18 protein-coding genes are annotated in these 24,144 nt (G+C 71.2%); 7 read left to right on the top strand and 11 right to left on the bottom strand.

The window, feature by feature from the left end; genetic code table 11:
* The first annotated feature begins 34 nt into the window (after positions 1 to 34).
* Both asd and purT read left to right on the top strand, forming a co-directional pair.
* Complete coding sequence (gene asd / locus WDZ95_RS08970) at positions 35 to 886, top strand: archaetidylserine decarboxylase (RefSeq protein ID WP_166227765.1); 852 nt, start codon at positions 35 to 37, stop codon at positions 884 to 886.
* Between the two features lie 25 nt (positions 887 to 911).
* Complete coding sequence (purT, locus tag WDZ95_RS08965) at positions 912 to 2,114, top strand: formate-dependent phosphoribosylglycinamide formyltransferase (protein ID WP_425777854.1); 1,203 nt, start codon at positions 912 to 914, stop codon at positions 2,112 to 2,114.
* 10 nt (positions 2,115 to 2,124) lie between these two features.
* On the opposite strand, the gene WDZ95_RS08960 is transcribed toward purT, so the two are convergent.
* Genes WDZ95_RS08960 through WDZ95_RS08950 form a run of 3 tightly spaced genes read right to left on the bottom strand, consistent with a single transcriptional unit; the run spans position 2,125 to position 6,404 of the window.
* A complete protein-coding gene (locus WDZ95_RS08960; RefSeq protein ID WP_425777852.1) occupies positions 2,125 to 2,589 on the bottom strand; it encodes a (2Fe-2S)-binding protein in 465 nt (154 codons plus the stop codon).
* A 10-nt stretch (positions 2,590 to 2,599) separates the two neighbouring features.
* Positions 2,600 to 4,873, bottom strand: coding sequence for a molybdopterin cofactor-binding domain-containing protein (locus WDZ95_RS08955; protein WP_425777850.1), 2,274 nt, complete (start codon positions 4,871 to 4,873; stop codon positions 2,600 to 2,602).
* A 22-nt stretch (positions 4,874 to 4,895) separates the two neighbouring features.
* A complete protein-coding gene (locus tag WDZ95_RS08950) occupies positions 4,896 to 6,404 on the bottom strand; it encodes an AMP nucleosidase (protein ID WP_166227737.1) in 1,509 nt (502 codons plus the stop codon).
* Positions 6,405 to 6,436: 32 nt separating this feature from the next.
* On the opposite strand from WDZ95_RS08950, the gene WDZ95_RS08945 reads away from it, so the two are divergent.
* Positions 6,437 to 7,708, top strand: a complete 1,272-nt coding sequence (locus WDZ95_RS08945) for a DUF4010 domain-containing protein (RefSeq protein ID WP_425777848.1) — start codon at positions 6,437 to 6,439, stop codon at positions 7,706 to 7,708.
* Here the strand turns inward: WDZ95_RS08945 and gorA are convergent.
* Entirely contained in the window at positions 7,701 to 9,104 is a 1,404-nt protein-coding gene (gene gorA / locus WDZ95_RS08940; protein WP_425777846.1) for a glutathione-disulfide reductase, read from the bottom strand. The genes WDZ95_RS08945 and gorA overlap by 8 nt on opposite strands.
* Before the next feature lie 122 nt (positions 9,105 to 9,226).
* On the opposite strand from gorA, the gene WDZ95_RS08935 reads away from it, so the two are divergent.
* Positions 9,227 to 9,943, top strand: a complete 717-nt coding sequence (locus tag WDZ95_RS08935; protein ID WP_425777844.1) for an SDR family NAD(P)-dependent oxidoreductase — start codon at positions 9,227 to 9,229, stop codon at positions 9,941 to 9,943.
* A 10-nt stretch (positions 9,944 to 9,953) separates the two neighbouring features.
* Here WDZ95_RS08935 and WDZ95_RS08930 read toward each other — a convergent pair whose 3' ends face one another.
* The gene (locus tag WDZ95_RS08930) at positions 9,954 to 10,811 is read right to left on the bottom strand and encodes a 3-hydroxybutyryl-CoA dehydrogenase (protein WP_166227729.1); all 858 of its coding nucleotides are present in this window, start codon (positions 10,809 to 10,811) and stop codon (positions 9,954 to 9,956) included.
* Between the two features lie 157 nt (positions 10,812 to 10,968).
* On the opposite strand from WDZ95_RS08930, the gene WDZ95_RS08925 reads away from it, so the two are divergent.
* Positions 10,969 to 12,597: a GMC family oxidoreductase gene (locus tag WDZ95_RS08925; RefSeq protein ID WP_425777841.1), complete on the top strand. Its 1,629-nt coding sequence runs from the start codon at positions 10,969 to 10,971 to the stop codon at positions 12,595 to 12,597.
* A 12-nt stretch (positions 12,598 to 12,609) separates the two neighbouring features.
* Here the strand turns inward: WDZ95_RS08925 and rocF are convergent, their stop codons facing one another.
* Entirely contained in the window at positions 12,610 to 13,551 is a 942-nt protein-coding gene (rocF, locus tag WDZ95_RS08920) for an arginase (RefSeq protein WP_425777839.1), read from the bottom strand.
* Between the two features lie 241 nt (positions 13,552 to 13,792).
* Between rocF and WDZ95_RS08915 the strand changes: the two genes are divergently transcribed.
* Together WDZ95_RS08915 and WDZ95_RS08910 are read left to right on the top strand one after the other, a co-directional pair.
* The gene (locus WDZ95_RS08915; RefSeq protein WP_425777837.1) at positions 13,793 to 15,100 is read left to right on the top strand and encodes a right-handed parallel beta-helix repeat-containing protein; all 1,308 of its coding nucleotides are present in this window, start codon (positions 13,793 to 13,795) and stop codon (positions 15,098 to 15,100) included.
* Between the two features lie 63 nt (positions 15,101 to 15,163).
* Positions 15,164 to 16,273, top strand: coding sequence for a DUF6352 family protein (locus WDZ95_RS08910; RefSeq protein ID WP_425777835.1), 1,110 nt, complete (start codon positions 15,164 to 15,166; stop codon positions 16,271 to 16,273).
* On the opposite strand, the gene WDZ95_RS08905 is transcribed toward WDZ95_RS08910, so the two are convergent.
* From WDZ95_RS08905 to WDZ95_RS08885, 5 genes are all read right to left on the bottom strand, one after another.
* Positions 16,251 to 17,177, bottom strand: coding sequence for a diacylglycerol/lipid kinase family protein (locus WDZ95_RS08905; RefSeq protein WP_166227719.1), 927 nt, complete (start codon positions 17,175 to 17,177; stop codon positions 16,251 to 16,253). The genes WDZ95_RS08910 and WDZ95_RS08905 overlap by 23 nt on opposite strands.
* 11 nt (positions 17,178 to 17,188) lie before the next feature.
* Positions 17,189 to 20,482: a fused isobutyryl-CoA mutase/GTPase IcmF gene (icmF, locus tag WDZ95_RS08900; protein WP_425777833.1), complete on the bottom strand. Its 3,294-nt coding sequence runs from the start codon at positions 20,480 to 20,482 to the stop codon at positions 17,189 to 17,191.
* A gap of 19 nt (positions 20,483 to 20,501) precedes the next feature.
* A complete protein-coding gene (locus WDZ95_RS08895; protein WP_425777831.1) occupies positions 20,502 to 21,383 on the bottom strand; it encodes a PPK2 family polyphosphate kinase in 882 nt (293 codons plus the stop codon).
* A 103-nt stretch (positions 21,384 to 21,486) separates the two neighbouring features.
* The gene (locus tag WDZ95_RS08890; protein ID WP_425777829.1) at positions 21,487 to 23,484 is read right to left on the bottom strand and encodes a TRAP transporter large permease subunit; all 1,998 of its coding nucleotides are present in this window, start codon (positions 23,482 to 23,484) and stop codon (positions 21,487 to 21,489) included.
* Positions 23,484 to 24,104, bottom strand: a complete 621-nt coding sequence (locus WDZ95_RS08885) for a TRAP transporter small permease subunit (RefSeq protein ID WP_166227711.1) — start codon at positions 24,102 to 24,104, stop codon at positions 23,484 to 23,486. The genes WDZ95_RS08890 and WDZ95_RS08885 overlap by 1 nt, the downstream gene beginning before the upstream one ends.
* Positions 24,105 to 24,144: the final 40 nt, after the last annotated feature.

Below are 24,144 nucleotides of genomic sequence, written 5' to 3'. Positions count from 1 at the left end.
GTGGCACCAAGGCGGGCTCCTACAATCCGGCGCCATGTCGCTGGCCGTCCGTCTCCAATACCTGTTGCCCAAGGGGGCGCTCACGCGCCTGGCGGGCGCTTTCGCCGGCGCGCGCTGCGGGGCGCTCACCACCTGGGTCATCCGCCGTTTCATCGACCGCTACGGCGTGAACATGGCCGAGGCCGACGACCCCGATCCGGCGCACTACCCGAGCTTCAACGCGTTCTTCACGCGCGCCCTCAAGCCCGGCGCGCGCCCGCTGGCCGATGCGGCCTTCGTCTGCCCGGTCGATGGCGCGATCAGCCAGTTCGGCCGCATCCAGCGCGACCAGATCTTCCAGGCCAAGGGCCACCACTACAGCACCACGGCCCTGCTTGGCGGCGACGCCGCCGCGGCCGCGGCCTTCGAAGACGGCGACTTCGCCACCATCTACCTGAGCCCGCGCGACTACCACCGCATCCACATGCCGGCCGCGGCCACGCTCACGCGCATGGTGCACGTGCCCGGCGAGCTGTTCTCGGTGAACCCGGCCACCGCCGCGGGCGTGCCCGGCCTGTTCGCGCGCAACGAGCGCGTGGTCTGCCACTTCGACATGCCCGTGGGCGGGCGCACCGTGCCCTTCGTGCTGGTGCTCGTGGGCGCCACCATCGTGGGCAGCATGGCCACCGTGTGGCACGGCGTGGTGAACCCGCCGCGGCCCGGCGGCGTGCGCACCTGGCGTTACGCCGATGCGCCCGTGGCGCTCGATCGCGGCGCCGAGATGGGCCGCTTCCTGCTCGGCTCCACCGTGGTGCTGCTCTGGCCCAAGGACACCATCGCCTTCCACCCCGACTGGGCGCCCGCGCGGCCGGTGCGGCTCGGTGAGGCCATGGGCACCACGATCTGATTCTTCTGCTTTCAAGGACATTGCCATGACCACGCTCGGCACGCCGCTGTCGCCCTCGGCCACCAAAGTCATGCTGCTGGGCAGCGGCGAACTCGGCAAGGAGGTGCTGATCGCGCTGCAGCGCCTGGGGGTCGAGACCATCGCGGTCGACCGCTACGAGAACGCGCCCGGTCACCAGGTGGCGCACCGCGCGCACACCATCGCCATGAGCGACCCGGCGCAGCTCAAGGCGCTGATCGAACGCGAGCGCCCGATGCTGGTGGTGCCCGAGATCGAGGCCATTGCCACGCCCATGCTGCAGGAGCTCGAGGCCGCGGGCGTGGTGCGCGTGATCCCCACCGCGCGCGCCGCGCGCCTGACCATGGACCGCGAGGGTATCCGCCGCCTCGCGGCCGAGACCCTGGGCCTGCCCACCAGCCCCTACCGGTTCTGCGACTCGCTTGAGGAACTGCAGGCCGCGATCGACGGTGGCATCGGCTACCCCTGCATCGTCAAGCCCGTGATGAGCAGCAGCGGCAAGGGCCAGAGCAAGATCGACGGCCCGGCCGACGTGCAGAAGGCCTGGGATTACGCCATGGCCGGTGGCCGCGTGAGCCATGGCCGCATCATCGTGGAGGGCTTCATCCGCTTCGACTACGAGATCACGCTGCTCACGGTGCGCGCGCTCGGCGCGGACGGCGCGGTGGAAACGCATTTCTGCGATCCCATCGGCCATGTGCAGGTGAGTGGCGACTACGTGGAAAGCTGGCAGCCGCATCCCATGAGCCCGGTGGCCCTGCAGAAGAGCCGCGAGATCGCTCAGGCGATCACCGAGAACCTGGGCGGCCAGGGCCTGTTCGGCGTGGAGCTGTTCGTGGCCGGCGACCAGGTGTGGTTCAGCGAGGTGAGCCCGCGCCCGCACGACACCGGCATGGTGACCATGGCCACGCAGTGGCAGAACGAGTTCGAGCTGCACGCGCGCGCCATCCTCGGCCTGCCCGTGGACACCACGCTCAAGAGCCCGGGCGCGAGCGCCGTGATCTACGGCGGCATGGAGGCCCAGGGCATCGCCTTCGACGGCGTGGACGAGGCCCTGCGCGTGCCCGGCACCGAGCTGCGCCTGTTCGGCAAGCCCGAGAGCTTCAGCAAGCGCCGCATGGGCGTGGCGCTGGCGCGGCACGCCGACGTGGAGCAGGCGCGCACGAACGCGAAGCTTGCGGCGTCGAAGGTGAAACCGCGCCGCGCCTGAAGCCCTGCGCTCAGGCTTTGGCGGTCTGCTGCGCCGCCAGCGCCACCGCTTCCTCGATGCGCTGGTAGGTGCCGCAGCGGCACAGGTTGCCGCTCATGGCCTCGGCGATGGCTTTCGCGTCGGGCCTGGGGTTGGCCTTGAGCAGCGCGCAGGCGCTCATGAGCTGCCCGCTCTGGCAGTAGCCGCACTGCACCACGTCCACGGCGGTCCAGGCCGCGCGCAGCGCCGCGATCTCGGGACCTTCGACGCCCTCGATGGTGGTGATGGCCTGGCCTGCCACGGCCGACACCGGCGTGACGCACGAGCGGATGGCCTGGCCGTTGGCGTGCACGGTGCAGGCGCCGCACAGCGCCATGCCGCAGCCGAACTTGGTGCCGGTGAGCTGGAGGTCGGCGCGCAGCACCCACAGCAAGGGGGTGTCGGGTTCGGCCTCGACGGTGACGGGGCGGCCGTTGACGGTGAGGGCGGTGCTCATCGGGGTCTCCTCAGGCGAGCTTCAAGGGCAGGCTGCGCAGGCGCTGCCCGGTGAGCGCGAACAGCGCGTTGGCCACGGCGGGTGCGATCGGCGGCACGCCAGGCTCGCCCACGCCCTCGGGTTGGCCCTTGCCGGGCAGGATCAGGCATTCCACGCGCGGCGCCTCGGCCAGCCGCACGATGGGCTGGTCGTGGAAGTTGCTGGGCTGCACCTGGCCGTCGACGATCTCGACACCGCCGTGCAGCGCGGCCGACAGGCCGAACACCACCGCGCCTTCGAGTTGCTGGCGGATGCCCGCGGGGTTGACCGCGAGGCCGCAGTCGATCGCGCACCACACGCGGTGCACGCGGATGGCCTTGTCGGGGCCCAGCGAGACCTCGGCCACCTGCGCCACCGTGGAGCCGAACGAGTCGTGCAGTGCGATGCCGCGCGCGGTCTTCGCGCCGTCGGGGGCGGCGGGCGATGGCGTGCCCCAGCCCGCGGCCTTGGCCACGGCCCGCAGCACCGCGAGCTGCTTGGGGTGCTTTTGCAGCAGCGCCTCGCGAAAGGCCAGCGGGTCCTGGCCCGCGGCGTGCGCGCATTCGTCCACGAAGCCTTCCTTGAAGAAGGCCTGGTGCGAATGCCCGACCGAGCGCCAGAAGCCCACCTGCAGCGGCAGCGCCACGGCCACGTGCGCGATGCGCGCGGCCGGCCATTCGTAGGCCTGGTCGAACGCGCCTTCGCTCGCGGTCTTGTCGGGCCCGCCACCGGGCAGGCCGAAGGCGCGCGTGAGCACCTGCGGCACGATGGCCTGGCCCGCGCTGGTGTTCTTCCAGGCCACCAGGCGCCGGTCGGCGTCGAAGCCGGCCTCGAAGCGCGCCACGCAGGCCGGGCGGTACAGGTCGTGCCGCGTGTCCTGCTCGCGGCTCCAGAGGGTTTGCACCGGCTGGCCCGGCACCGCCTTGGCGATGGCCGCGGCCTGGGCGATGAAGTCGGTTTCCAGGCGCCGGCCGAAGCCGCCGCCCAGCAGCATCACGTTCACCGTCACGGCCTCGTCGGGCAGGCCCAGCGCCTGGGCCGCGGCGCTGCGCGCCAGGCCCGGCACCTGGGTGGACACCCACACCGTGGCCTTGTTGCCTTCGAACAGCACGGTGGCGTTGATCGGTTCGAGCGCCGCGTGCGCGAGGTAGGGCGCGCGGTACTCGGCCTCGATGCGCGTGGCCGCGCCCGCAAGCGCGGGCTCGACCTCGCCGGTCTCGAAGAAGGCATAGCCTTTCTCGCTGCGCGCGGCCTGTGCGAAGCGCTCCAGCGCCGCGGCGCTGCCGAAGCTGGCGAGTTCGCCGTGGGCCCAGGTGACGTCGAGTGCGTCGGCGGCCTTGCGCGCGCGCCAGGGGTGGTCGGCCACCACGGCCACGCCGCCGGTGCCGCCGCGCAGCGGTTCCACGCCCACCACCGCCTTCACGCCGGGCAGGGCGCGCGCGGGTGCGTCGTTGAAGCGCTGGGCGCGGCCGCCGAGCGTGGGGCACATCTTCACGCTGGCGTACAGCAGGCCCTCGGGCAGGGCGTCGATGCCGAAGCGCGCGCTGCCGTCGATCTTGCCCGGCGTGTCGATGCGCCGCGTGGGCTGGCCGATGAGCCGGTGGCGCTCGGGCGGCTTGAGCTTGGGCGAGGCGGGCATCTTCTGCTGCGCGGCGGCCGCCGCGAGCGCACCGTAGCCCAGGCGGCGGCCGTCGGGTGCGATCACCTCGCCGTTTTCGGTGCCGCAATCGGCCGCGGCCACGCCCCATTGCGCGGCGGCCGCGGCCACCAGCATCTCGCGCGCCGCGGCGCCGGCCTGGCGCATGGGCAGCCACAGGTCCTTCACGCTCGACGAGCCGCCGGTCATCATCACGCCCACCTCGCGCATGGTCTTGGCGGTGAGCCACTTGAGCACGTCGAGCGCGGCGTTGTCGGTGTCGGGGTGCACGGGCAGGCCGTCGACCACCGTGCTGATGTTGTTGAAGATCTTGTCGATCGGCGAGGGTTGCCAGCGCACGCGCGACCAGTCGGCATCGAGCTCTTCGGCCAGCAGCATGCACAGCGAAGTCACCACGCCCTGGCCCATCTCGCTCTTGGCCAGCGTGACCGTGACCGCGCCGTCGCGCGCGATCTTCACCCAGCCGTTGAAGGCCACCTCGCCTTCGGCGGTGGGCAGCGGCTGCGCGGTGTTCAGGCGCTGGCGCGGCGGCAGAACCCCCCAGCCGATGGCCAGGGCGCCGGCTGCGCCCAGGGTGCCGAGGATGACGGTGCGGCGGGTGCTGGCCATGCGCTGGTCTCCTTGAAGAACCTTATTGGAACGCCACCTCGGCAAAGCTGCGCAGCTTGCGGCTGTGCAGCTGGTTCACGCCGCCCGCGCGCAGCAGCTCCACGGTGCGGATGCCGATGCGCAGGTGCTGGTCGACGCGTTCGCGGTAGAAGTGGTTGGCCATGCCGGGCAGCTTGATCTCGCCGTGCAGCGGCTTGTCGCTCACGCACAGCAAGGTGCCGTAGGGCACGCGGAAGCGGAAGCCGTTGGCCGCGATGGTGGCCGACTCCATGTCGAGCGCCACCGCGCGCGATTGCGAGAAGCGCCGCTGCGGCATGTTGTTGGGCAGCAGCTCCCAGTTGCGGTTGTCGGTGCTGGCCACGGTGCCGGTGCGCATGATGCGCTTGAGCTCGTTGGGCGCCACGCCGGTCACGTCGGCCACCGCGGCCTCGAGCGCGAGCTGGATCTCGGCCAGCGCCGGGATGGGCACCCACAGCGGCAGCTCTTCGTCGAGCACGTGGTCTTCGCGCACGTAGGCGTGGGCCAGCACGTAGTCGCCGAGCTGCTGGTTGGTGCGCAGCCCCGCGCAGTGGCCCAGCATGAGCCAGGCGTGCGGGCGCAGCACCGCGATGTGGTCGGTGATGTTCTTGGCGTTGGCCGGGCCCACGCCGATGTTGACCATGGTGATGCCGCTGCGGTCCTCGCGCACCAGGTGGTAGCCGGGCATCTGCGGCAGGCGCGGCGGCGCGTGGCCCAGTTCGTCGCCCGGCTGCGGCGGCAGGCCGCTGCGGCGCGTGACCACGTTGCCCGGCTCGATGAAGGCCACGTAGGGGCTGTCGGGCTTGGCCATCTCGGCGTGGCCGAGCTTGATGAACTCGTCGATGTAGAACTGGTAGTTCGTGAACAGCACGAAGTTCTGGAACCAATCGGGCGAGGTGCCGGTGTAGTGGCGCATGCGCTGCAGCGAATAGTCCACGCGCGGCGCGGTGAACAGCGACAGCGGGTGCGGCTCGCCGGGGCCGGGCTCGTGCGTGCCGTTGGCGATGCCGTCGTCCATGGCGGTGAGGTCGGGCAGGTCGAACACGTCGCGCATGAACGCGCGGCGCGTCACGCTCATCTGACCTTCCACGTGGTCGTGCTCGGCGAACGAGAAGTGGATCGGGATCGGCTGCGTGCTGGTGCCGATCTCGAGCTCGCCGCCGTGGTTGGCCAGCAGCAGCCGGAACTGCTCGCGGTAGTAGTCGCTGTACAGGTCGGGGCGCGTGAGCGTGGTCTCGAAGCGGCCCGGGCCGGCCACGAAGCCGTAGCTCAGGCGCTGGCGGCCGAGCTCGTCGGCGCCTTCGCCCAGGCGCAGGTTGCTGTGGGTGTGGATGCGCACGTAGGGATAGCAGGCGCGCACGCGCACGCCGTGGAAGTCGGCGCCGTCCACGTAGTCGTGCAGGGCCTTGCGCAGGAAGTCCACGCTCTGCTGGTAGATGCGCTGCACCTGCTCGAGCGCGGCATCGGGGTCGTCGTAGAAACGCGGGGCGGTAAAGTCGGGCGATCGCTGCATGCAGCTATTGTGAACGCCCCGCCGTGACCGGTTTGTCATCCCTGGAACCCGCCGCGGCGGCCACCGCGCTCGCCGTCGCCCTGGGCTGCGGGCTGCTGGTGGGCACTGAGCGCGAACGCCGCAAGGGCCAGGGCCCGGCGCGTGCGCTGGCCGGCCTGCGCAGCTTCGCGCTCACCTGCGTCACGGGCGCGGCGGCGGCCCTCACGGGGCTGGCGGGCCTGGTGGTGGTGGGCGCGGCCTGCGTGGCCGGTCTGTGCCTGGTGGCCTATTACAAGGACCGCTCGGACGACCCCGGGGTGACCACCGAGGTCGCGCTGCTGCTCACCTACCTCATCGGCGTGCTCACCGTGTCCAGCGTGCCGCTGGCCGCGGCGCTCGCGGTGGCGCTCACGGCGGTGCTCGCGGTGCGCGAGCGTGCGCACCGCTTCGTCAAGCACTGGCTGGGCCCGGCCGAATTGCGCGACGGCCTGCTGCTCGCGGCGCTGGTGCTGCTGGGCCTGCCGCTGCTGCCCGACCGGCCCCTGTGGGGCGAGGCGCTGAACCCGCGCGGCATCGGGGTGCTGCTGGCGCTGCTGCTCGCGCTGCAATCGGCGGCGCACCTGGCGCGGCGGCTGCTCGCCACGCGGCACGCGGTGGCGCTGTCGGCGCTGGCCTCGGGCTTCGTGTCGAGCACGGCCACCATCGCCAGCCTGGGACTGGCGGCGCGCTCGGGCGCGGCGCCGGTGCGGGTGATGGCCGGCGGCGGCCTGCTGTCGTGCGTGTCCACGCAGCTGCAGTTGCTGCTGGTGGCGGCCGCTGTGCGGCCGGCCTGGCTCGCGGTGTTGTGGCTGCCGGCGCTGGCGGGTGCGGCGCTCGCGCTGGCCTGGGGCTGGTGGCTGGTGAGCGGGCCGGGCCGCGGGGCCGATGTCACCGTGGCCGGCGCCACCCCGCGCACCGAGGCCCTGCCGGCCCCGCGCGCCGACCGCATGTTCAGCCTGGGCGGCGCGCTCGCGGTGGCGGCGCTGCTCGCCGCCATCCAGGTGCTGGTGCACGCCCTGCGGTTGGGCCTGGGCGATGCGGGCCTGATCGTGGGCGCGGCCATCGGCGCCCTGGCCGATCTGCACGCCGCGGTGGCCGCGGTGTTCGGCAGCACCGGCCCCGACACGGCGGCGCGCGAGGCCGTGGTCCTGGTGCTGGTGGTGCACGCGGCGAGCAAGTCGGCCACCGCGCTGGCCTCGGGGGGTGCGGCCTACCTGCGCTGGCTCGCGCCGGGCCTGTGGCTGCACACGGCGCTGGCCGCTGCCCTGCTGTTCGTGCTCACCTGAGCGGCTCGCGCATGGTCACGAACTCTTCGGCCGCCGTGGGGTGGATGCCGATGGTGCTGTCGAACACCGCCTTGGTGGCGCCGGCTTTCAGCGCCACGGCAAAGCCCTGCACGATCTCGCCGGCCTCGGCGCCCACCATGTGCACGCCCAGCACGCGGTCGGTCTTCGTGTCGACCACGAGCTTCATGAGGGTGCGCTCGCTGCGGCCCGAGAGCGTGTGCCGCAGCGATTTGAACTCGCTGCGGAAGATCGTCACCTCGCCATGGCGCTCGCGCGCCTGCGCCTCGGTGAGGCCCACGGTGCCGATGTTGGGGTGCGTGAACACGGCGGTGGGAATGTTCTCATAGGCCATCTGGCGCGCGGCCTTGCCGGGCGCGGGGCCGCAAAGCCGGTCGACCACCACCATGGCCTCGCCCAGCGCCACGGGCGTGAGCTGCACGCGGCCCGTCACGTCGCCCACGGCGTAGACGTGCGGCGCGCTGGTCTGGTGCTCGCCGTTCACCGCCACCTCGCCGTGCGCGCCCAGCGCCACGCCCGCGTGCTCCAGGCCCAGGCCCTGGGTGAGCGGCTTGCGGCCGGTGGCGTAGAGCACCGCGTCGGCCTCGAGCGTGCCGCCATCCTTGAAGTGGAGCTGCAGGCCCGTGGCGGTGCGCACGATGCGCGCGACCTCGGTCTGCATGCGCAGATCGATGCCGGTCTTGGCCATCTCGGCGCCCACGAAACGGCGGATGTCGTCGTCGAAGCCGCGCAGCAGCAGCTCGCCGCGGTTGATCAGCGTGACCCGCGCGCCCAGGCCGTTGAAGATGGACGCGAACTCGCTCGCGATGTAGCCGCCGCCCACGATCGCGAGCCGCTGCGGGAACGGATCGAGGTCGAACATGGCGTTGCTGTCGAGGATGTGCTCGCGGCCTTCGATGTCGGGCAGGCTGGGCGTGCCGCCGGTGGCGATGAGCACGTGCCTCGCGCGGTGTTGCTGCGTGACAGGGTGGCCCGTTTCGTCGGTGGTGTCGACCGCGATCTGGTGCGGCCCGGTGAAGCGCGCGAAGCCGTTGATCTGCACCACGCCCGCGCCTTTGAGCAGGCCGGCGTACACGCCGTTCAGGCGCGCGATCTCTTTCGCGCGGTTGGCCTTGAGCGTGGCCCAGTCGAAGCGCGGCGGCGTGTCGATCTGCCAGCCGAAGCCCGGGGCTTCCTCGAAGGCCTCGTGGTAGCCGGCCGCGTAGCTGTACAGCTTCTTGGGAATGCAGCCCACGTTCACGCAGGTGCCGCCCAGGCCCTGGTGGCCCAGCCGCTCGGCCAGGGCCACGCGCAGCCCGCGTTGCGCCGCCATGCGCGCGGCGCGCACGCCGCCGCTGCCGCCGCCGATCACGAAAAGGTCGAAGTCGTCAGTGCTCATGGGGCGACATGGTAGGGCGCGGCGCGCTGCGGGGTGCTGCGCCGCCGCAAGGGCCCGGCCCGCGCGGGGCCTTGTGGGCGCGCCGCGGTGTGCCCGCCCGCGCCGCCGCAGAATCGCGCGCCATGCAAACCCCACCCACGGACGACCGCGCGCTGGCGCTGGTGCTCGGCGGCACCGGCGGCATCGGCTCGGCGCTGGTGCAGGCGCTGCGCGCGCGCGGCGAGACGGTGCTCGCCGTGGGCCGGCGCACCGAGCCCGCGGTGGACCTCGCCGAGCCCGAAAGCATCGAGCACCTGGCCGCCCACGTGGCGCAGCGCCTGGCCGACGAAGGCCGCGCGCTGCGCACCCTGATCGTGGCCAGCGGCCTCCTGCATGAAGGCGCTGTGCAGCCCGAGCGCGGCTGGCAGCACCTGGACGCGCAGGCCCTGCAGCGCCTGTTCGCGGTGAACGCCATCGGCCCCGCGCTGGTCATGCGGCACCTGCTGCCGCTGCTGCCGCGGCAGGGCCGCTGCGTGGCGGCGTTTCTCTCGGCGCGCGTGGGCAGCATCGGCGACAACCGCCTGGGCGGCTGGTACGGCTACCGCGCGTCCAAGGCCGCGCTCAACCAGTTCGTGCACACCGCGGCCATCGAGCTCGCGCGACGCAACAAGGCCGCGCTGTGCGTGGCGCTGCACCCGGGCACGGTGGACACGGCGCTGTCGGCGCCCTTCGCCAAGACCGGGCTCGAGGTGCGAACGCCCGCACTGGCCGCGCAGGAGCTGCTGCGCGTGATCGACACCCTGCCCGAGGGCGCGAGCGGCGGCTTCTTCGACCACCACGGCACGCCCGTGCCGTGGTGAGCCGGGCGCCTCAGTAGGTGTAGACGCCGCGGCCGGTCTTGCGGCCCAGGTAGCCCGCGGCCACCATCTCCTTGAGCAGCGGGCAGGGGCGGTACTTGCTGTCGTTGAACTCGTTGACGTAGACGTTCATCACCGCGAGGCACACGTCCAGGCCGATCATGTCGGCCAGCGCGAGCGGGCCGATGGGCTGGTTGGTGCCGAGCTTCATGCCGGCGTCGATGTCTTCGGCCGTGGCCAGGCCTTCGGCGAGCACGAAGAAGGCCTCGTTGATCATGGGCACGAGGATGCGGTTGACCACGAAGCCCGGCGCGTTCTTCACGGTGATCGGCGTCTTGCCCAGGGCCTCGGCGAGCGCCTTCACCGTGTCGTGCGTGGCGTCGCTGGTCTGCAGGCCGCGGATGATCTCCACCAGCGCCATCATGGGCACGGGGTTGAAGAAGTGCATGCCGATGAAGCGGTCGGCGCGCTTCGTGGCGGCGGCCAGCTGCGTGATGCCGATGGAGCTGGTGTTGGTGGCCACGATCACCTCGGGCGCGAGCAGCGCGTCGAGCTGCTGCAGGATCTTCACCTTGAGCGCCTCGTTCTCGGTCGCGGCCTCGATCACGAGCTGCGCGCCCTTGAGGTCCTCGTAGTTCGTGCTGGTGGTGATCAGCGACAGCGCCTGCGCCTTGCCCTCGGCGCTGAGCTTCTCCTTCTTGATCAGGCGGTCCAGGCTGCCCGCGATGGTGGCCAGGCCCTTGTCGAGCGCGGCCTGCGCGATGTCGACCATGACCACGCGGATGCCGCTGGTGGCGCAGGCCTGTGCGATGCCATTGCCCATGGTGCCCGAGCCGATGATGCCGACGGTCTGGATGCTGTTGCTGCTCATGCGAAGAAAACCTCGAGTGGGGGATCAGGGGAAACCCGCGTCGCGGGCGTGTCGTGGCTAGGCGCGGCTGCCTACACGGGGCAGGGGAGCGCGTGCAAAACTGCCCCTCGATTGTCGCGCAGCGCTGCTGCGCCGCAGCGACCTTGGAGACACCTGCATGTACGACGTGATCATCGTGGGCGGCGGTTCGGCCGGCTGCGTGCTGGCCGGCCGCCTGAGCGAAGACCCGGGGCTGCGCGTGGCGCTGATCGAGGCCGGCCCGCCCGACCGCAGCGTGCTGATCCATTGCCCCGCGGGCCTCGCGCTGCTGGCCAAGAACGGCCAGGCAAACTGGTGCCTGGAGACGGTGCCGCAGCCCGGCCTCAATGGCCGCCGCGGCTACCAGCCGCGCGGCAAGGTGCTGGGCGGCTCGAGCTCGGTCAACGCCATGATCTACGCGCGTGGCCATGCGCGCGACTACGACGCCTGGGCCGCCGCGGGCAACCCGGGCTGGGCCTGGGCCGATGTGCTGCCCTACTTCAAGCGCGCCGAGCACAACGAGCGCGGGGCCGACGCGTTCCACGGCACCGGCGGTCCGCTCAACGTGCGCGACCTCACCAGCCCCAACCCTTTCGGCGCGCACTTCGTCGCCGCGGGCCGCGAGGCGGGCTACCCGGTGAACCCCGATTTCAACGGCGCCGAGCAGGAGGGCGTGGGCCCCTACCAGGTCACGCACCGCCACGGCGAGCGCTTCAGCGCGGCCAAGGCTTACCTCACGCCGCACCTGGGCCGTCCCAACCTCACGGTGATCACCGACGCGCTGGTGTGCCGCGTGGTGACCGACACCGATGGCGGCGCACCGCGCGCGGTGGCGGTGGAGTACCGCGCCCAGGGCGGCCGCGGCCCGCTGCAGCTCGCGCGCTGCCGTGAGGGCGGCGAGGTGGTGCTGAGCGCGGGTGCCTTCGGCTCGCCGCAGCTGCTCATGCTCTCGGGCATCGGCCCGGCCGATCACCTGCAGCAGCATGGCATTGCCGTGGTGCACGCGCTGCCGGGCGTGGGTGGCAACCTGCACGACCACGTGGACGTGGTGCAGGTGGTGAACGCGCCGCGCGCCACCGAGCTGTTCGGGCTGTCCTTCAAGGGCGTGCTCGCGGCGCTGCGCGGCATCGCCGAATGGCGGCGCGCGCGCACCGGCCTGCTCACCACCAACTTCGCCGAGGCGGGCGGCTTCATCAAGAGCGCGCCCGACGAGCCGATTCCCGACCTGCAGCTGCACTTCGTGATCGGCAAGCTCGTGGACCACGGCCGCAAGACCGTGTTCGGCCACGGCTACTCGTGCCACGTGTGCCTGCTGCGGCCCAAGAGCCGCGGCACGCTGCGCCTGGCCGGGCGCGACCCGCAGCTCGCGCCGCTGATCGACCCTGCGTTCCTGCAGCACCCCGACGACGTGGCGCGGCTGGTGCGCGGCTTCAAGCGCATGCGCCACCTGCTGCAGCAGCCCGCGCTCGCGCGTTTCGGTGGCACCGAATCGCCCACCTCGGCCGACGCGCAGAGCGATGCGCAGATCGAGCAGTTCGTGCGCCGCCACGCCGACACCATCTACCACCCCGTGGGCACCTGCCGCATGGGGCCCGATGCCGACGCGGTGGTGGACGCCGCGCTGCGCGTGCACGGCGTGCGCGGCCTGCGCGTGGTCGATGCCTCGGTGATGCCCGAGGTGGTGGGCGGCAACACCAACGCGCCGGTGATCATGGTGGCCGAGAAGGCGGTCGACCTGATCCGCGCCGCGCGGCGCGGCGCGGGTTGAGCCCTGGCGCGCTCAGGCGCGCGGCGCGGTCTTGCGCATCAGCGTCGACTTGCCGAACAGGCTCTCGATCAGGTCCACCGCGACCTCGGCGGTGCGGTTGCGCACATCCAGCGCAGGGTTGAGTTCCATCACGTCGAGCGAAGCCAGGCGGCCGGTGTCGGCGATCATCTCCATGCAGAGCTGGGCCTCGCGGTAGGTGGGGCCGCCGCGCACCGTGGTGCCCACGCCGGGCGCGACCTCGGGGTCGAGGAAGTCGACGTCGAAGCTCACGTGCAGGTGGGTGTCTTCGTCCACGCCCAGCAGGGCCTGCTCCATGGTGTGGCGCATGCCCATCTCGTCGATGTAGCGCATGTCGAACACCTCCAGCCCGTGCTCGTGCACCAGGCGCTTCTCGCCCGGGTCCACGCTGCGGATGCCGATCTGGCGGATCTGATCGGGCCGCACCGCCGGCGTGGTGCCGCCGATGCCCGTGAGCGCGGCCGGGCCCAGGCCGCACAGCAAGGCCACGGGCATGCCGTGGATGTTGCCGCTGGGCGTGAGCTCGGCGGTGTTGAAGTCGGCGTGGGCGTCGAGCCACAGCACCCGCAGTTTGCGGCCGCTGGCGCGGCAGTGGCGCGCCACGGCGCTGATCGAGCCCAGGCCCAGGCAGTGGTCGCCGCCGAGCACGACGGGCAGGTGGGCCTGCTGCAGTTCGTCGAACACCGCGGCGTGCAGCGCCTCGTTCCAGGCCTTCACGGCCTCGAAGTGGCGGTAGCCGTTCTCGGGCGGCTGCCAGGGGTTGGATGGGCCCGCGAGGTTGCCGCGGTCGTGCACGCGCAGGCCCTGGGCCTGCAGCACCTCGGCCAGGCCGGCCACGCGCAGGGCCTCGGGGCCCATGGACGCGCCGCGCGCGCCCGCGCCCACGTCGGTGGGCACGCCGATCAGGCTCACGGTGCGGGAGAAAGCGTCTGTCATGCGAAAGTGCTCACGAGATCGGAGCAGGCCGCGCCACCGGGCGGGGCCTGCCGTGTCGAGGGGTTTCGATTGTCACATTTGCCCGGCGCGGCGCGGTCCGCGCCCGGGGGCAGGCCGCGGGCGCGGGTTACCAAATCACACCGAACCAGGACCCGCGGCGGTCCGCCTGGCCGCCATACTCGCGGCGCTTTGCGCGCTGCCCGGCGCCCGCGCCTGGCGCGCCCGTCCGTTTCGATTGCCCATGTCCATTGCCGATTCCTCCGCGTCCTGCGCGTTCACGATCACCCGCCCGACCCTGACCCTGCTGTTCATCGCCACCCTGGCCGCCTGCGGCGGCGGTGGCGGGGGTGGCGGGGATGGCACGGCCCCCAGCGGCAGCCCCGCGCCCGTGGCGTCGACGCCATCGCCCACGCCGCCGCCCGCGCCGGTCTCGGGCACGCTGTGCGACAGCGCGAGCGGGCGCGTGCTCGAGGTCGGCCCCGGCAAGCCCTATGCCTCGCCCAATGCGGCTTCGCGCGCCGCGGTCTCGGGCGACGTGATCCGCATCAGTGCCGGCGACTACCGCGGCGCGGCGGCCCTGGCCACCTGGAGCGCGTCCAACCTCACCATCTGCGGCACGGGCGGCCGTGCGCGGCTGTTCGCCGACGGCCTCAACCAGAGCGGCAAGGGCATCTGGGTGGTGGCGGGCACCAACATCGCCATCGACAACCTCGAGTTCCGCGGCGCCACCGTGCCCGACCAGAACGGCGCGGGCATCCGCGCCGAGCACGGCGGCGAGCTGCGCATCGCCAACAGCGGCTTCTACGACAACGAGAACGGCCTGCTCGCCGCGGCCGGTGCGTCCACCATCACCATCGACCGCTCCGAGTTCGCGCGCAACGGCCGCGGCGACGGCTACACGCACAACCTCTACGTCAATGCGATCGACCGCCTCACCGTGCGCTCGAGCTTCTTCCGCGAGGCGCGCGTGGGCCACAACCTCAAGAGCCGCGCGCGCGAGACCGTGATCGAGCACAGCTACTTCATGGACGGCACCGCCGGCACCGCGAGCTACCAGGCCGACTTCCCCAATGGCGGGCGTGTGGTGATGCGCGGCAACCTGCTGCAAAAGGGGCCGAGCGCGCAGAACGCCAACCTCATCTCGTACGGCAATGAAGGCCTGAGCAACAGCGTGCGCACGCTGGAGCTGTACCACAACACCCTGGTGAACACGCGCTCGGGTGGTGCCTGGCTGTCCTTGCCCAGCGGCGTGAGCACCGTGCGCCTCACGGCCAACCTGCTGGCCGGCACCGGCAATCAGGCGCTCACCACCAACGGCTTTCCCAGCGGCAGCGTGCTGCAGACCGCCAACGTCACGGGCCTCGCGAGCAACATCCCCGGCGCGACCAACCTCAACGCGCCCAACTTCTGGCCCGACGCCACGCTGCAGGCCCAGATCGGCCTGGCCGGCGTGCCCGACGCGGCCTACACGCAGGACGCGCCGCAGCCCTACACGCTGCGCAACCTCGGCGCGGGGCGGGTGGCCGGGGCGGTTCAGTCGGCGCCCTGACGGGGCCTGGGCCACAATCGCGCCCTGGCCGGGCGCTGGTGCCCGGCCTTGTGTTTGCTCCGCATGCCCGACGCTTCTTTCACGCCCTGGCCCGCCAGCGGCGCCCAACACCTGGTGGCCGATTCGCGCGGCTGGCACGCCCCCACGCCCGACTACTGGCGCCACTGGCTGCAGCGGCCCGAGCTCGCGCTGGTGCCCGAGTCCTGCGTGGCCGAGCGCGGCCTGCACGAGGCGCTGTGGCAAGACCCGCTGCGCAGCGTGATCCCCGGTCAGATCGAGGCCATGCTCGACGCCGACGTGCGCGAGAACTGGCGCCATTTCCTTGCGCTGCGCGACGCGGTGCAGCGCGCCGGCTCGATCGAAGCGGCCTGGACCGGCTTCTTCGCGGCGGGCGCGGTCACCCTGCCGCCGCTGTTCCTCGACCTGCTGGTGCAGGCCATGGTGGTGCGGCTGCTGGGCCCCGCGCGCGACCCGATGCTGTGGCGCGCGGCCGAGCTGCTGTTTCGCCGCCAGCGCGTGCAGCTGCAGGGCGGCCGCGTGCTCGCGGGCGATGCCGACACGCTCGACCAGCTGCACGAGACCGCGGGCCTGGGCAGCATGGGCGCGCTGCTCAAGCAGGCCGGCGCCACGTTGCGCGGGGTCGAGCTGCAGGTGCTCAATGAAGACACCGGCCCGGCCTTCCTGCAGGCGCTGGGGCAGCCCGGCGCCTCGCACCGCTTCGTGCTCGACCTCACGCACACGGTGCAGCAGCAGCTGCCGCACGGCCTGGTGCTCAGCATGAACCGCGCGCAATCGGGCCTGAAGGCGCTGGCCCAGGTGCTCGAGCGCTGGGTCATGCACCTGCATGGCGTGGCCGTGCAGATCGAAGCGCTGTCGCGCGTGGACGACCCGGCCTGGCGCTGGCACATCGGGCTCGACGCCGAGGCCACCGGCCTGCTCAACGACCTGTACCAGGGCAAGTCGCTGAGCGAGGCGCGCCAGCAGCGCCTCATCAGCCTGTTCCGCCTGCGCTTTGCCGACCCGGCGCAGCAGCGCGAAGACCTGCGCGGCAAGCCCGTGTACCTGGGCCTGGCCATGAACGCGCAGGGCCTGCTCAAGCTCAAGCCGCAGAACCTGTGGCTCGACCTGCCGCTGGCCGACGCCGCGGCGTTCAGCCCGAGTTCGGCGCCCTGACCACGCGCAGCGCACCCGGCCGCACCGCGACCGTGAACGAGCGCGCCAGACCCAGCCATTCGCCGTCGGCGGCCAGCGGCAGGTCGCCGCGGCCCAGCACGGTCATCTGCTCGAAAGCGCGCGTGTGGATGCGGGGGTGGCCCAGGTGCCAGCCCACCAGCAGCCGCGGCAGCATGCCCAGCGCGCCCGGGCGCGAGAACGGGCCGGCCAGCAGCAGGTTGAGCAGACCGTCGCGTGTGCGCGCTGCGGGCGTGGCGGGCATGCCGCCGCCGAAGGTGGCGGTGTTGAGCGTGGCCGCGAACAGCGCGGGCCCTTCGTGGCGGTGCTGGCCGTCCACGGTCACGTCCAGGTGCCAGCTGCGCAGCGCGGCCAGTTCGCGCAGCGTGGCCCAGAGGTAGCGCGGCAGGCCGCGCAGCCGCGGCGGGCCGGTGAGCGCGCGCGCCACCACGGCGGCGTCGAAGCCCGCGCTCAGGCTCGAGAGAAAGGGCGTGTCGTGGCGCTCGCCCTGGCCGTCGTGCCAGCTGGCCAGGCCGATGTCCATGGTGCTCGGCGGCCCGTTGAGTGCGTGCGTGAGCCAGGGCAGGGGGCTGCCGCGGCGCAGGCCCAGGGCGCGCGCGGTGTCGTTGCCGCTGCCCAGGGGCACCACGCCGAGCTCGTGGCCACGTTCGAGCAGCGCGGGCAGCCAGCGGTGCAGGGTGCCATCGCCGCCCACGGCCACCACGCGCGAGCCCGGGGGCAGGCCGCGCAGCAGGGCCAGGGCCTCGGGGATGTCGCCGGGGGTGTGCAGCGCGACCCCGGGGGGCAAGGCGTCGCGCAGCGCGGGCAGCAGGCGCGCGGCGCGCCCGCCCTGGGCGCGCGGGTTGGCGACGACGGCGCGGATCGCGCGGGGGCCCATGGCGTGCATGGGCCCGAGTGTCACATGTTGCGCCGGTACTGTCCGCCGACCTCGAACAGCGCATTGGTGATCTGGCCCAGCGAGCAGCAGCGCACCGCGTCCATCAGCACCTCGAACACGTTGCCGTTGTCGATCACGGTGCGCTTGAGGCGCTCCAGCATGGCCGGCGCTTCGTGGGCGTGGCGGGCGTGGAAGTCCTGCAGTCGCTTCAGCTGGCTCTGCTTTTCGTCTTCGGTCGAGCGCGCGAGTTCGAGCGACTGCGGGATCGGGTCGCCGTGCGGGTTGCGGAAGGTGTTGACGCCGATGATGGGCAGCTCGCCGGTGTGCTTGAGCATCTCGTAGTGCATGGACTCGTCCTGGATGCGGCCGCGCTGGTAGCCGGTCTCCATCGCGCCCAGCACGCCGCCGCGCTCGGCGATGCGCTCGAACTCGGTGAGCACCGCTTCTTCGACGAGCTCGGTGAGCTCGTCGATGATGAAGGCGCCCTGGTTGGGGTTCTCGTTCTTGGCCAGACCCCACTCGCGGTTGATGATGAGCTGGATCGCCATGGCGCGGCGCACCGAGTCTTCGGTGGGCGTGGTGATGGCTTCGTCGAACGCGTTGGTGTGCAGCGAGTTGCAGTTGTCGTAGATCGCGATCAGCGCCTGCAGCGTGGTGCGGATGTCGTTGAACTGGATCTCCTGCGCGTGCAGCGAACGGCCGCTGGTCTGCACGTGGTACTTGAGCTTCTGGCTGCGTTCGTTCGCGCCGTACTTCTCCTTCATGGCCACGGCCCAGATGCGGCGCGCCACGCGGCCCAGCACGGTGTACTCCGGGTCCATGCCGTTGCTGAAGAAGAACGACAGGTTGGGCGCGAAGTCGTCGATGTGCATGCCGCGCGCCAGGTAGGCTTCGACGAAGGTGAAGCCGTTGGAGAGCGTGAAGGCGAGCTGGCTGATCGGGTTGGCCCCGGCCTCGGCGATGTGGTAGCCGCTGATGGACACCGAGTAGAAGTTGCGCACGTCGTGGTGCACGAAGTAGCTCGCGATGTCGCCCATCACCTTGAGGCTGAACTCGGTGCTGAAGATGCAGGTGTTCTGGCCCTGGTCTTCCTTGAGGATGTCGGCCTGCACCGTGCCGCGCACGTTGGCCAGCACCCATTCGCGGATCTTCGCGGCCTCGGTGGCGGTGGGCTCGCGGCCGTTGTCGGCCTTGAACTTCTCCAGGTTCTGGTCGATGGCCGTGTTCATGAACATGGCCAGGATGCTGGGCGCCGGGCCGTTGATGGTCATGGACACCGAGGTGGCCGGGTGGCACAGGTCGAAGCCCGAGTACAGCACCTTCATGTCGTCGAGCGTGGCGATGGAGACGCCCGAGTTGCCCACCTTGCCGTAGATGTCGGGCCGCAGGTCGGGGTCGTTGCCGTAGAGCGTGACCGAGTCGAAGGCGGTGGACAGGCGCTTGGCCGGCATGCCTTCGGAGAGCAGCTTGAAGCGGCGGTTGGTGCGGAAGGGATCGCCTTCGCCCGCGAACATGCGCGTGGGGTCTTCGCCCTCGCGCTTGAAGGCGAAGGTGCCCGCGGTGTAGGGGAAGCTGCCGGGCACGTTCTCGAGCATGAGCCACTTGAGGAGCTCGCCGTGGTCTTCGTACTGCGGCAGCGCGACCTTGCGGATCACGGTGCCCGAAAGGCTCTTCGTGGTGAGCGCGGTGCGGATCTCCTTGTCGCGGATCTTCACCACGTACTCTTCGCCCGCGTAGGCCTTCTGCATGTCTGGCCACTGCTTCAGCAGCTTGCGCGCCGCCGGGTCCTGGTCGAGCTCGCGCACCTGGGCGAGGTCGATCACGGCCTCGGCCGCGCGCGAGCGCTCGGGCTTGTCCACGCGCAGCATCTCGGCGCTGGCGCGCAGCTGCTGGATCTCGCGCGCGAGCTTCGCCTGCTGGCGCACCATCTTCTTGTAGCCGCGCACGGTGTCCGAGATCTCGGCCAGGTAGCGCGTGCGCGCGGGCGGCACGATGGGGGTCTGGTTGGTGCTGTGGCGCACGTTCACCACGGGCAGCGCGCCGTCCTTGAGCGCCAGGCCCAGGGCGCTCAGGCGGCCCTTGAGCGCCTGGTACAGCGCGGTCACGCCGTCGTCGTTGAAGCGCGCGGCCATGGTGCCGAACACCGGCATGTCTTCGGGCCGCTTGCCCCAGGCCTCCTGGTTGCGCTGCACCTGCTTGGCCACGTCGCGCAGCGCATCGGCCGCGCCCTTGCGGTCGAACTTGTTGATGGCCACGAACTCGGCGAAGTCGAGCATGTCGATCTTCTCGAGCTGGCTGGCGGCGCCGAACTCGGGCGTCATCACGTACAGGGGCACGTCCACGTGCGGCACGATGGCGGCGTCGCCCTGGCCGATACCCGAGGTTTCCACCACCACGAGGTCGAAGCCCGCGGCCTTGCAGGCGGCGATCACGTCGGGCAGGGCGGCGCTGATCTCGCTGCCGAAGTCGCGCGTGGCCAGGCTGCGCATGAACACGCGCGCGCCGTTCTGCCACGGGTTGATGGCGTTCATGCGGATGCGGTCGCCCAGTAGCGCGCCGCCGCTCTTGCGGCGCGAGGGGTCGATGCTGATGACGGCCACGCGCAGCGCGTCGCCCTGGTCCAGCCGCAGGCGGCGGATGAGCTCGTCGGTGAGCGAGGACTTGCCCGCGCCGCCCGTGCCGGTGATGCCCAGCACCGGCACCGTGCGTTTTGCGGCCGCATCTCGCACACCCTGCAGCAGCGCGGCGTCGGCCTGGCCGTTCTCGATCACGGTGATGAGCTGGGCCAGCGCGCGCCAGTGCATTTCGCCATGGCCCTCGATCGCGGCCAGGGCTTTGGGCGCGTGCGGCGACAGGTCCTGGTCGCAGCGCATGACCATCTCGCCGATCATGCCGGCCAGGCCCATGCGCTGGCCGTCTTCGGGGCTGTAGATGCGCGCCACGCCATAGGCCTGCAGCTCGGCGATCTCGCTGGGCACGATCACGCCGCCGCCGCCGCCGAAGACCTGGATGTGCGCGCCGCCGCGTGCCTTGAGCAGGTCGACCATGTACTTGAAGTACTCCACATGGCCACCCTGGTAGCTGCTGATCGCGATGCCCTGCACGTCTTCCTGCAGCGCCGCGGTCACGACCTCGTCGACGCTGCGGTTGTGGCCGAGGTGGATCACCTCGGCGCCCATGCTCTGCAGGATGCGGCGCATGATGTTGATGGCCGCGTCGTGGCCGTCGAACAGGCTCGCGGCGGTGACGAAGCGCACCTTGTGCCGGGGGCGGTAGTTGGCCAGGGCCTGGTAGTCGGCGGACAGCTGGGTCATGGGTCTCTCTCGGGTGGATTCAGGTGACGCGCAGGCCTTTGAGGCGTGGGTCGTCGGGCGGAAAACGCAACTTCAGCGCCTTGAGCGTGTCGCGCACCAGGGTGGCGATCATGAGGTTGCGGTGGGTCTTGCTGTTGCCGGGCACCACGGTCCAGGGCGCCCAGGGCGTGCTCGTGGCCTCGAGCAGGTTTTCGTAGGCCTGTTGGTACTGGGCCCATTGTTGGCGCACGTCGAGGTCGCCGAGGCTGAATTTCCAGTGCTTCGTGGGGTCGTCGATGCGGTCCTGCAGGCGCTGGCGCTGCTCGTCGAAGCCGATGTGCAGCATGAACTTGAGCACCACGGTGCCGGTCTCGGCGAGCAGGCGCTCGAAGTCGTTGATGTGGGCGTAGCGCTGGCGCGTTTGCGCCGGGTCGATCCAGCCATTGACCACGGGGACCAGCACGTCTTCGTAGTGGCTGCGGTTGAACACCACGATCTCGCCGTTGCCCGGCATGGCCTGGTGGATGCGCCAGAGGAAGTCGTGCGCGCGCTCGGGCTCGGTGGGGGCCTTCCAGCCCACGGTGCGCACGCCCAGCGGGCTGGTGCGGCCGAACACGCCGCGCACCGTGCCGTCCTTGCCCGAGGTGTCGGTGCCCTGCAGCACGACCAGCAGCTTGTAGCGGCCATCGGGGTGGAACACGTTCTGCAGTTCGTCGATCTCGGCGGCCAGGCGCTCCACCGCGGCCCGGTCGGCGGCCTTGTCGCCGCTGGAGAAGGGCCGGGCGCCGGGGTCCAGCGCCTCGAGCGACACCTTGCGGCGCCCGGCGTCGGGGTCGATCTGCCAGGCCTTCCAGGGGCTGCCCGGCGGCGCGCGCAGCACGGCGTCGCCGAAGGGCAGGGGCGTGTCGCTGGCGCGCGGCATGGGACGGGAGGGCTGGCGAGTTGACGTTAACGTAAACGTCAATGGTAGCCGCAAACCCGAAAAAAAGGGGCGCCGAAGCGCCCCCTGGCTGGACGAGCGGCGATCAGTTGTAGAGCACCGACGGCAGCCACAGGCCGATCTCGGGGAACCAGTAGAGCAGCACGATGGCGACGATCTGGATGCCCATGAAGGGCAGCATGCCCGCGAAGATCTGGTTCAGCGTGACGTGCTTGGGCGCCACGCCCTTGAGGTAGAACGCGCTCATGGCCACGGGCGGACTCAGGAAGGCGGTCTGCAGGTTCAGCGCCACCAGCAGGCCGAAGAACAGCGGGTCGACCCCGAAGTTGTCCAGCAGCGGGATGAAGATGGGCATGAAGATCACGATGATCTCGGTCCATTCGAGCGGCCAGCCGAGGATGAAGATGATCACCTGCGACAGGATCAGGAACTCGGTCTTGGACAGGTTCATGCCCAGCACCCACTGCTCCACCAGCTCCTGGCCGCCCAGCAGCGCGAACGCGGCCGAGAAGATCGCCGAGCCCACGAAGAGCCAGCACACCATGGCGCTGGTCTTGGCCGTGAGGAACACGCTCTCCTTGACCACGTTGAAGGTGAGCTGCCGGTAGGCCGCGGCGAGCAGGAAGCCGCCGAACGCACCCACGGCCGCCGCCTCGGTGGGCGTGGCCAGGCCGAACACGATGGACCCGAGCACGAACAGGATCAGCACCACGAGCGGGAAGAAGCTCGAGAGCAGCATCTTGAAGATCTCGAGCCGCGCGTAGCTGAGCAGCGCGTAGAAGACCGCGAGCGCGAGCGCGCCCACGCCCACGCCGATCCAGTAGCCGCTGCCGGCGCCGGCGTCGGCAGCGGCGGCCGTGGTGTCTGCGGGGCTGCTGGCCGCGCCGGGTTCGGCCACGCCTTCGGCCTTGGGCTCGGCGGCGGCGCCGTCGCTGCCCGGGGGCTCGGCCAGGCCACCGCTGTCCTCACCGTCTTTGGGCGGTTCGGCCAGTCCGCCGCTGTCTTCGGCCGGCGGCTCGCTCAGGCCGCCCGACGGTTCGGCCAGGCCCGTGCCCGATTCCTGCACCTGCGAGCCCGCGCCGAGCTGCACCAGCTCGCTTGGCGTGTCGGCGTCGACGCTGGCGTCGCGCGGACTCGGGTAGCTCAGCACGGCCACGGCCACGAACAGCAGCGCCGGCAGCAGGGCGATGCCGAGCTGGCGCAGCAGGTAGCCGGTGGGCACGCCCTGGTTGTTGCGGCCCTTGAGCGCGGCCAGCAGGCCGGCGAGCGCCGAGGCGCCGGCGCGCGCGCCGACCTTGAGCAGGGGCTCGGGCAGCGGCACGATGCGCTGCTCGGCCGACAGGGGCGGGGCCCAGGCCGGCTTGAGCTTGGCCATCAGGATCACGTACACGATGTACAGGCCCGCGAGCATGAGGCCCGGGAAGAACGCGCCCGCGTAGAGCTTGACCACCGACACGCCCGCGGTCGCGCCGTAGACGATCAGCAGCACCGACGGCGGGATCAGGATGCCCAGGCAGCCGCCCGCGGTGATGGCGCCCGCGGCCAGGCGCGTGTCGTAGCCGCCCTTGAGCATCTGCGGCAGCGCCAGCAGGCCCATCAGCGTGACCACCGCGCCCACGATGCCGGTGGCGGTGGCGAACACGGTGCAGGTGACCAGCGTCGCCACGGCCAGCGAGCCGGGCACCCGCGCCAGCGCCAGGTGCAGGCTGCGGAACAGCTTCTCGATCAGGTTGGCGCGTTCGACCAGGTAGCCCATGAACACGAACAGCGGGATCGAGATCAGCACGTCGTTGGACATCACCGAGAACGCGCGCTGCACCATCAGGTCCAGCGTCTGCCGGACCGCGCCCCCCACCGTCTGGTCGCCCGAGTGGTAGGCGAAGAAGGTGAAGATGATGCCCATGCCCATGAGGGTGAAGGCGGTGGGAAAGCCCAGCATGATGGCCACCACCACCAGCGAGAGCATGAGCAGGCCGTAGTGGCCATTGCTCATCTTGTCCACGCTGAGCACCATCGCGCCGGCGGCGGCGACGATGATGCCCATCAGGATGAAACCGAACCAGAGTTCCTTGCGGATCTTCATCACTGACCACCCTTCTTCGCGGTGAGGGTCTGGTCGAGCGCTTCGATGTCGGCGTCTTTCACGTGCACCATTTCCTTGAGTTTGTCGACGTCGACTTCTTCCACGTCGTCTTCGCGGCGCGGCCATTCACCGGTCTGCAGGCAGATCACGCAGCGGATGATTTCAACGATGCCTTGCAGCAGCAGGAAGGCGCCCGCGATGGGCACCACGAACTTGAAGGGGTAGACCGGCAGCGGGTCGGCGTTGAAGGTCTGCTCGCGGATGGCGAGCGACTCGTTCGCAAAGGTCCAGCCGGCCCAGGTGAGCGCCACGATGCCGGGCAGGAAGAACAGGATGTAGAGCGTGAGGTCGATGCTGGCCTGCGTGCGCGGCTGGAAGAAGCCGTACAGCACGTCGCCGCGCACGTGGCCGTTCTTGGCCAGGGTGTAGGCGCCCGCGGTCATGAACAGCACGCCGTACAACATGATCTGGGCGTCGAGCACCCAGGCGTGCGGGTGGTTGAGCACATAACGCGAGAAGACCTCCCAGGTGATGAGGGCCGTGAGGACCACCACCACCCAGGCGCAGGCCTTGCCGAACCAGGTCGAGATCGCGTCGACCGTGAAGAGAAGTTTTTGCATGGCGATTTCCGGGAGAAACAGAAAGGGCGCCCGGAGGGGC

Source organism: Hydrogenophaga sp. T2, assembly GCF_049843535.1.
GTDB classification, from domain to species: Bacteria; Pseudomonadota; Gammaproteobacteria; order Burkholderiales; family Burkholderiaceae_C; genus Hydrogenophaga; species Hydrogenophaga crocea.
The sequence above is the reverse complement of the archived record's forward strand: the minus strand, read 5'-3'. Positions and strand labels throughout refer to the sequence as shown.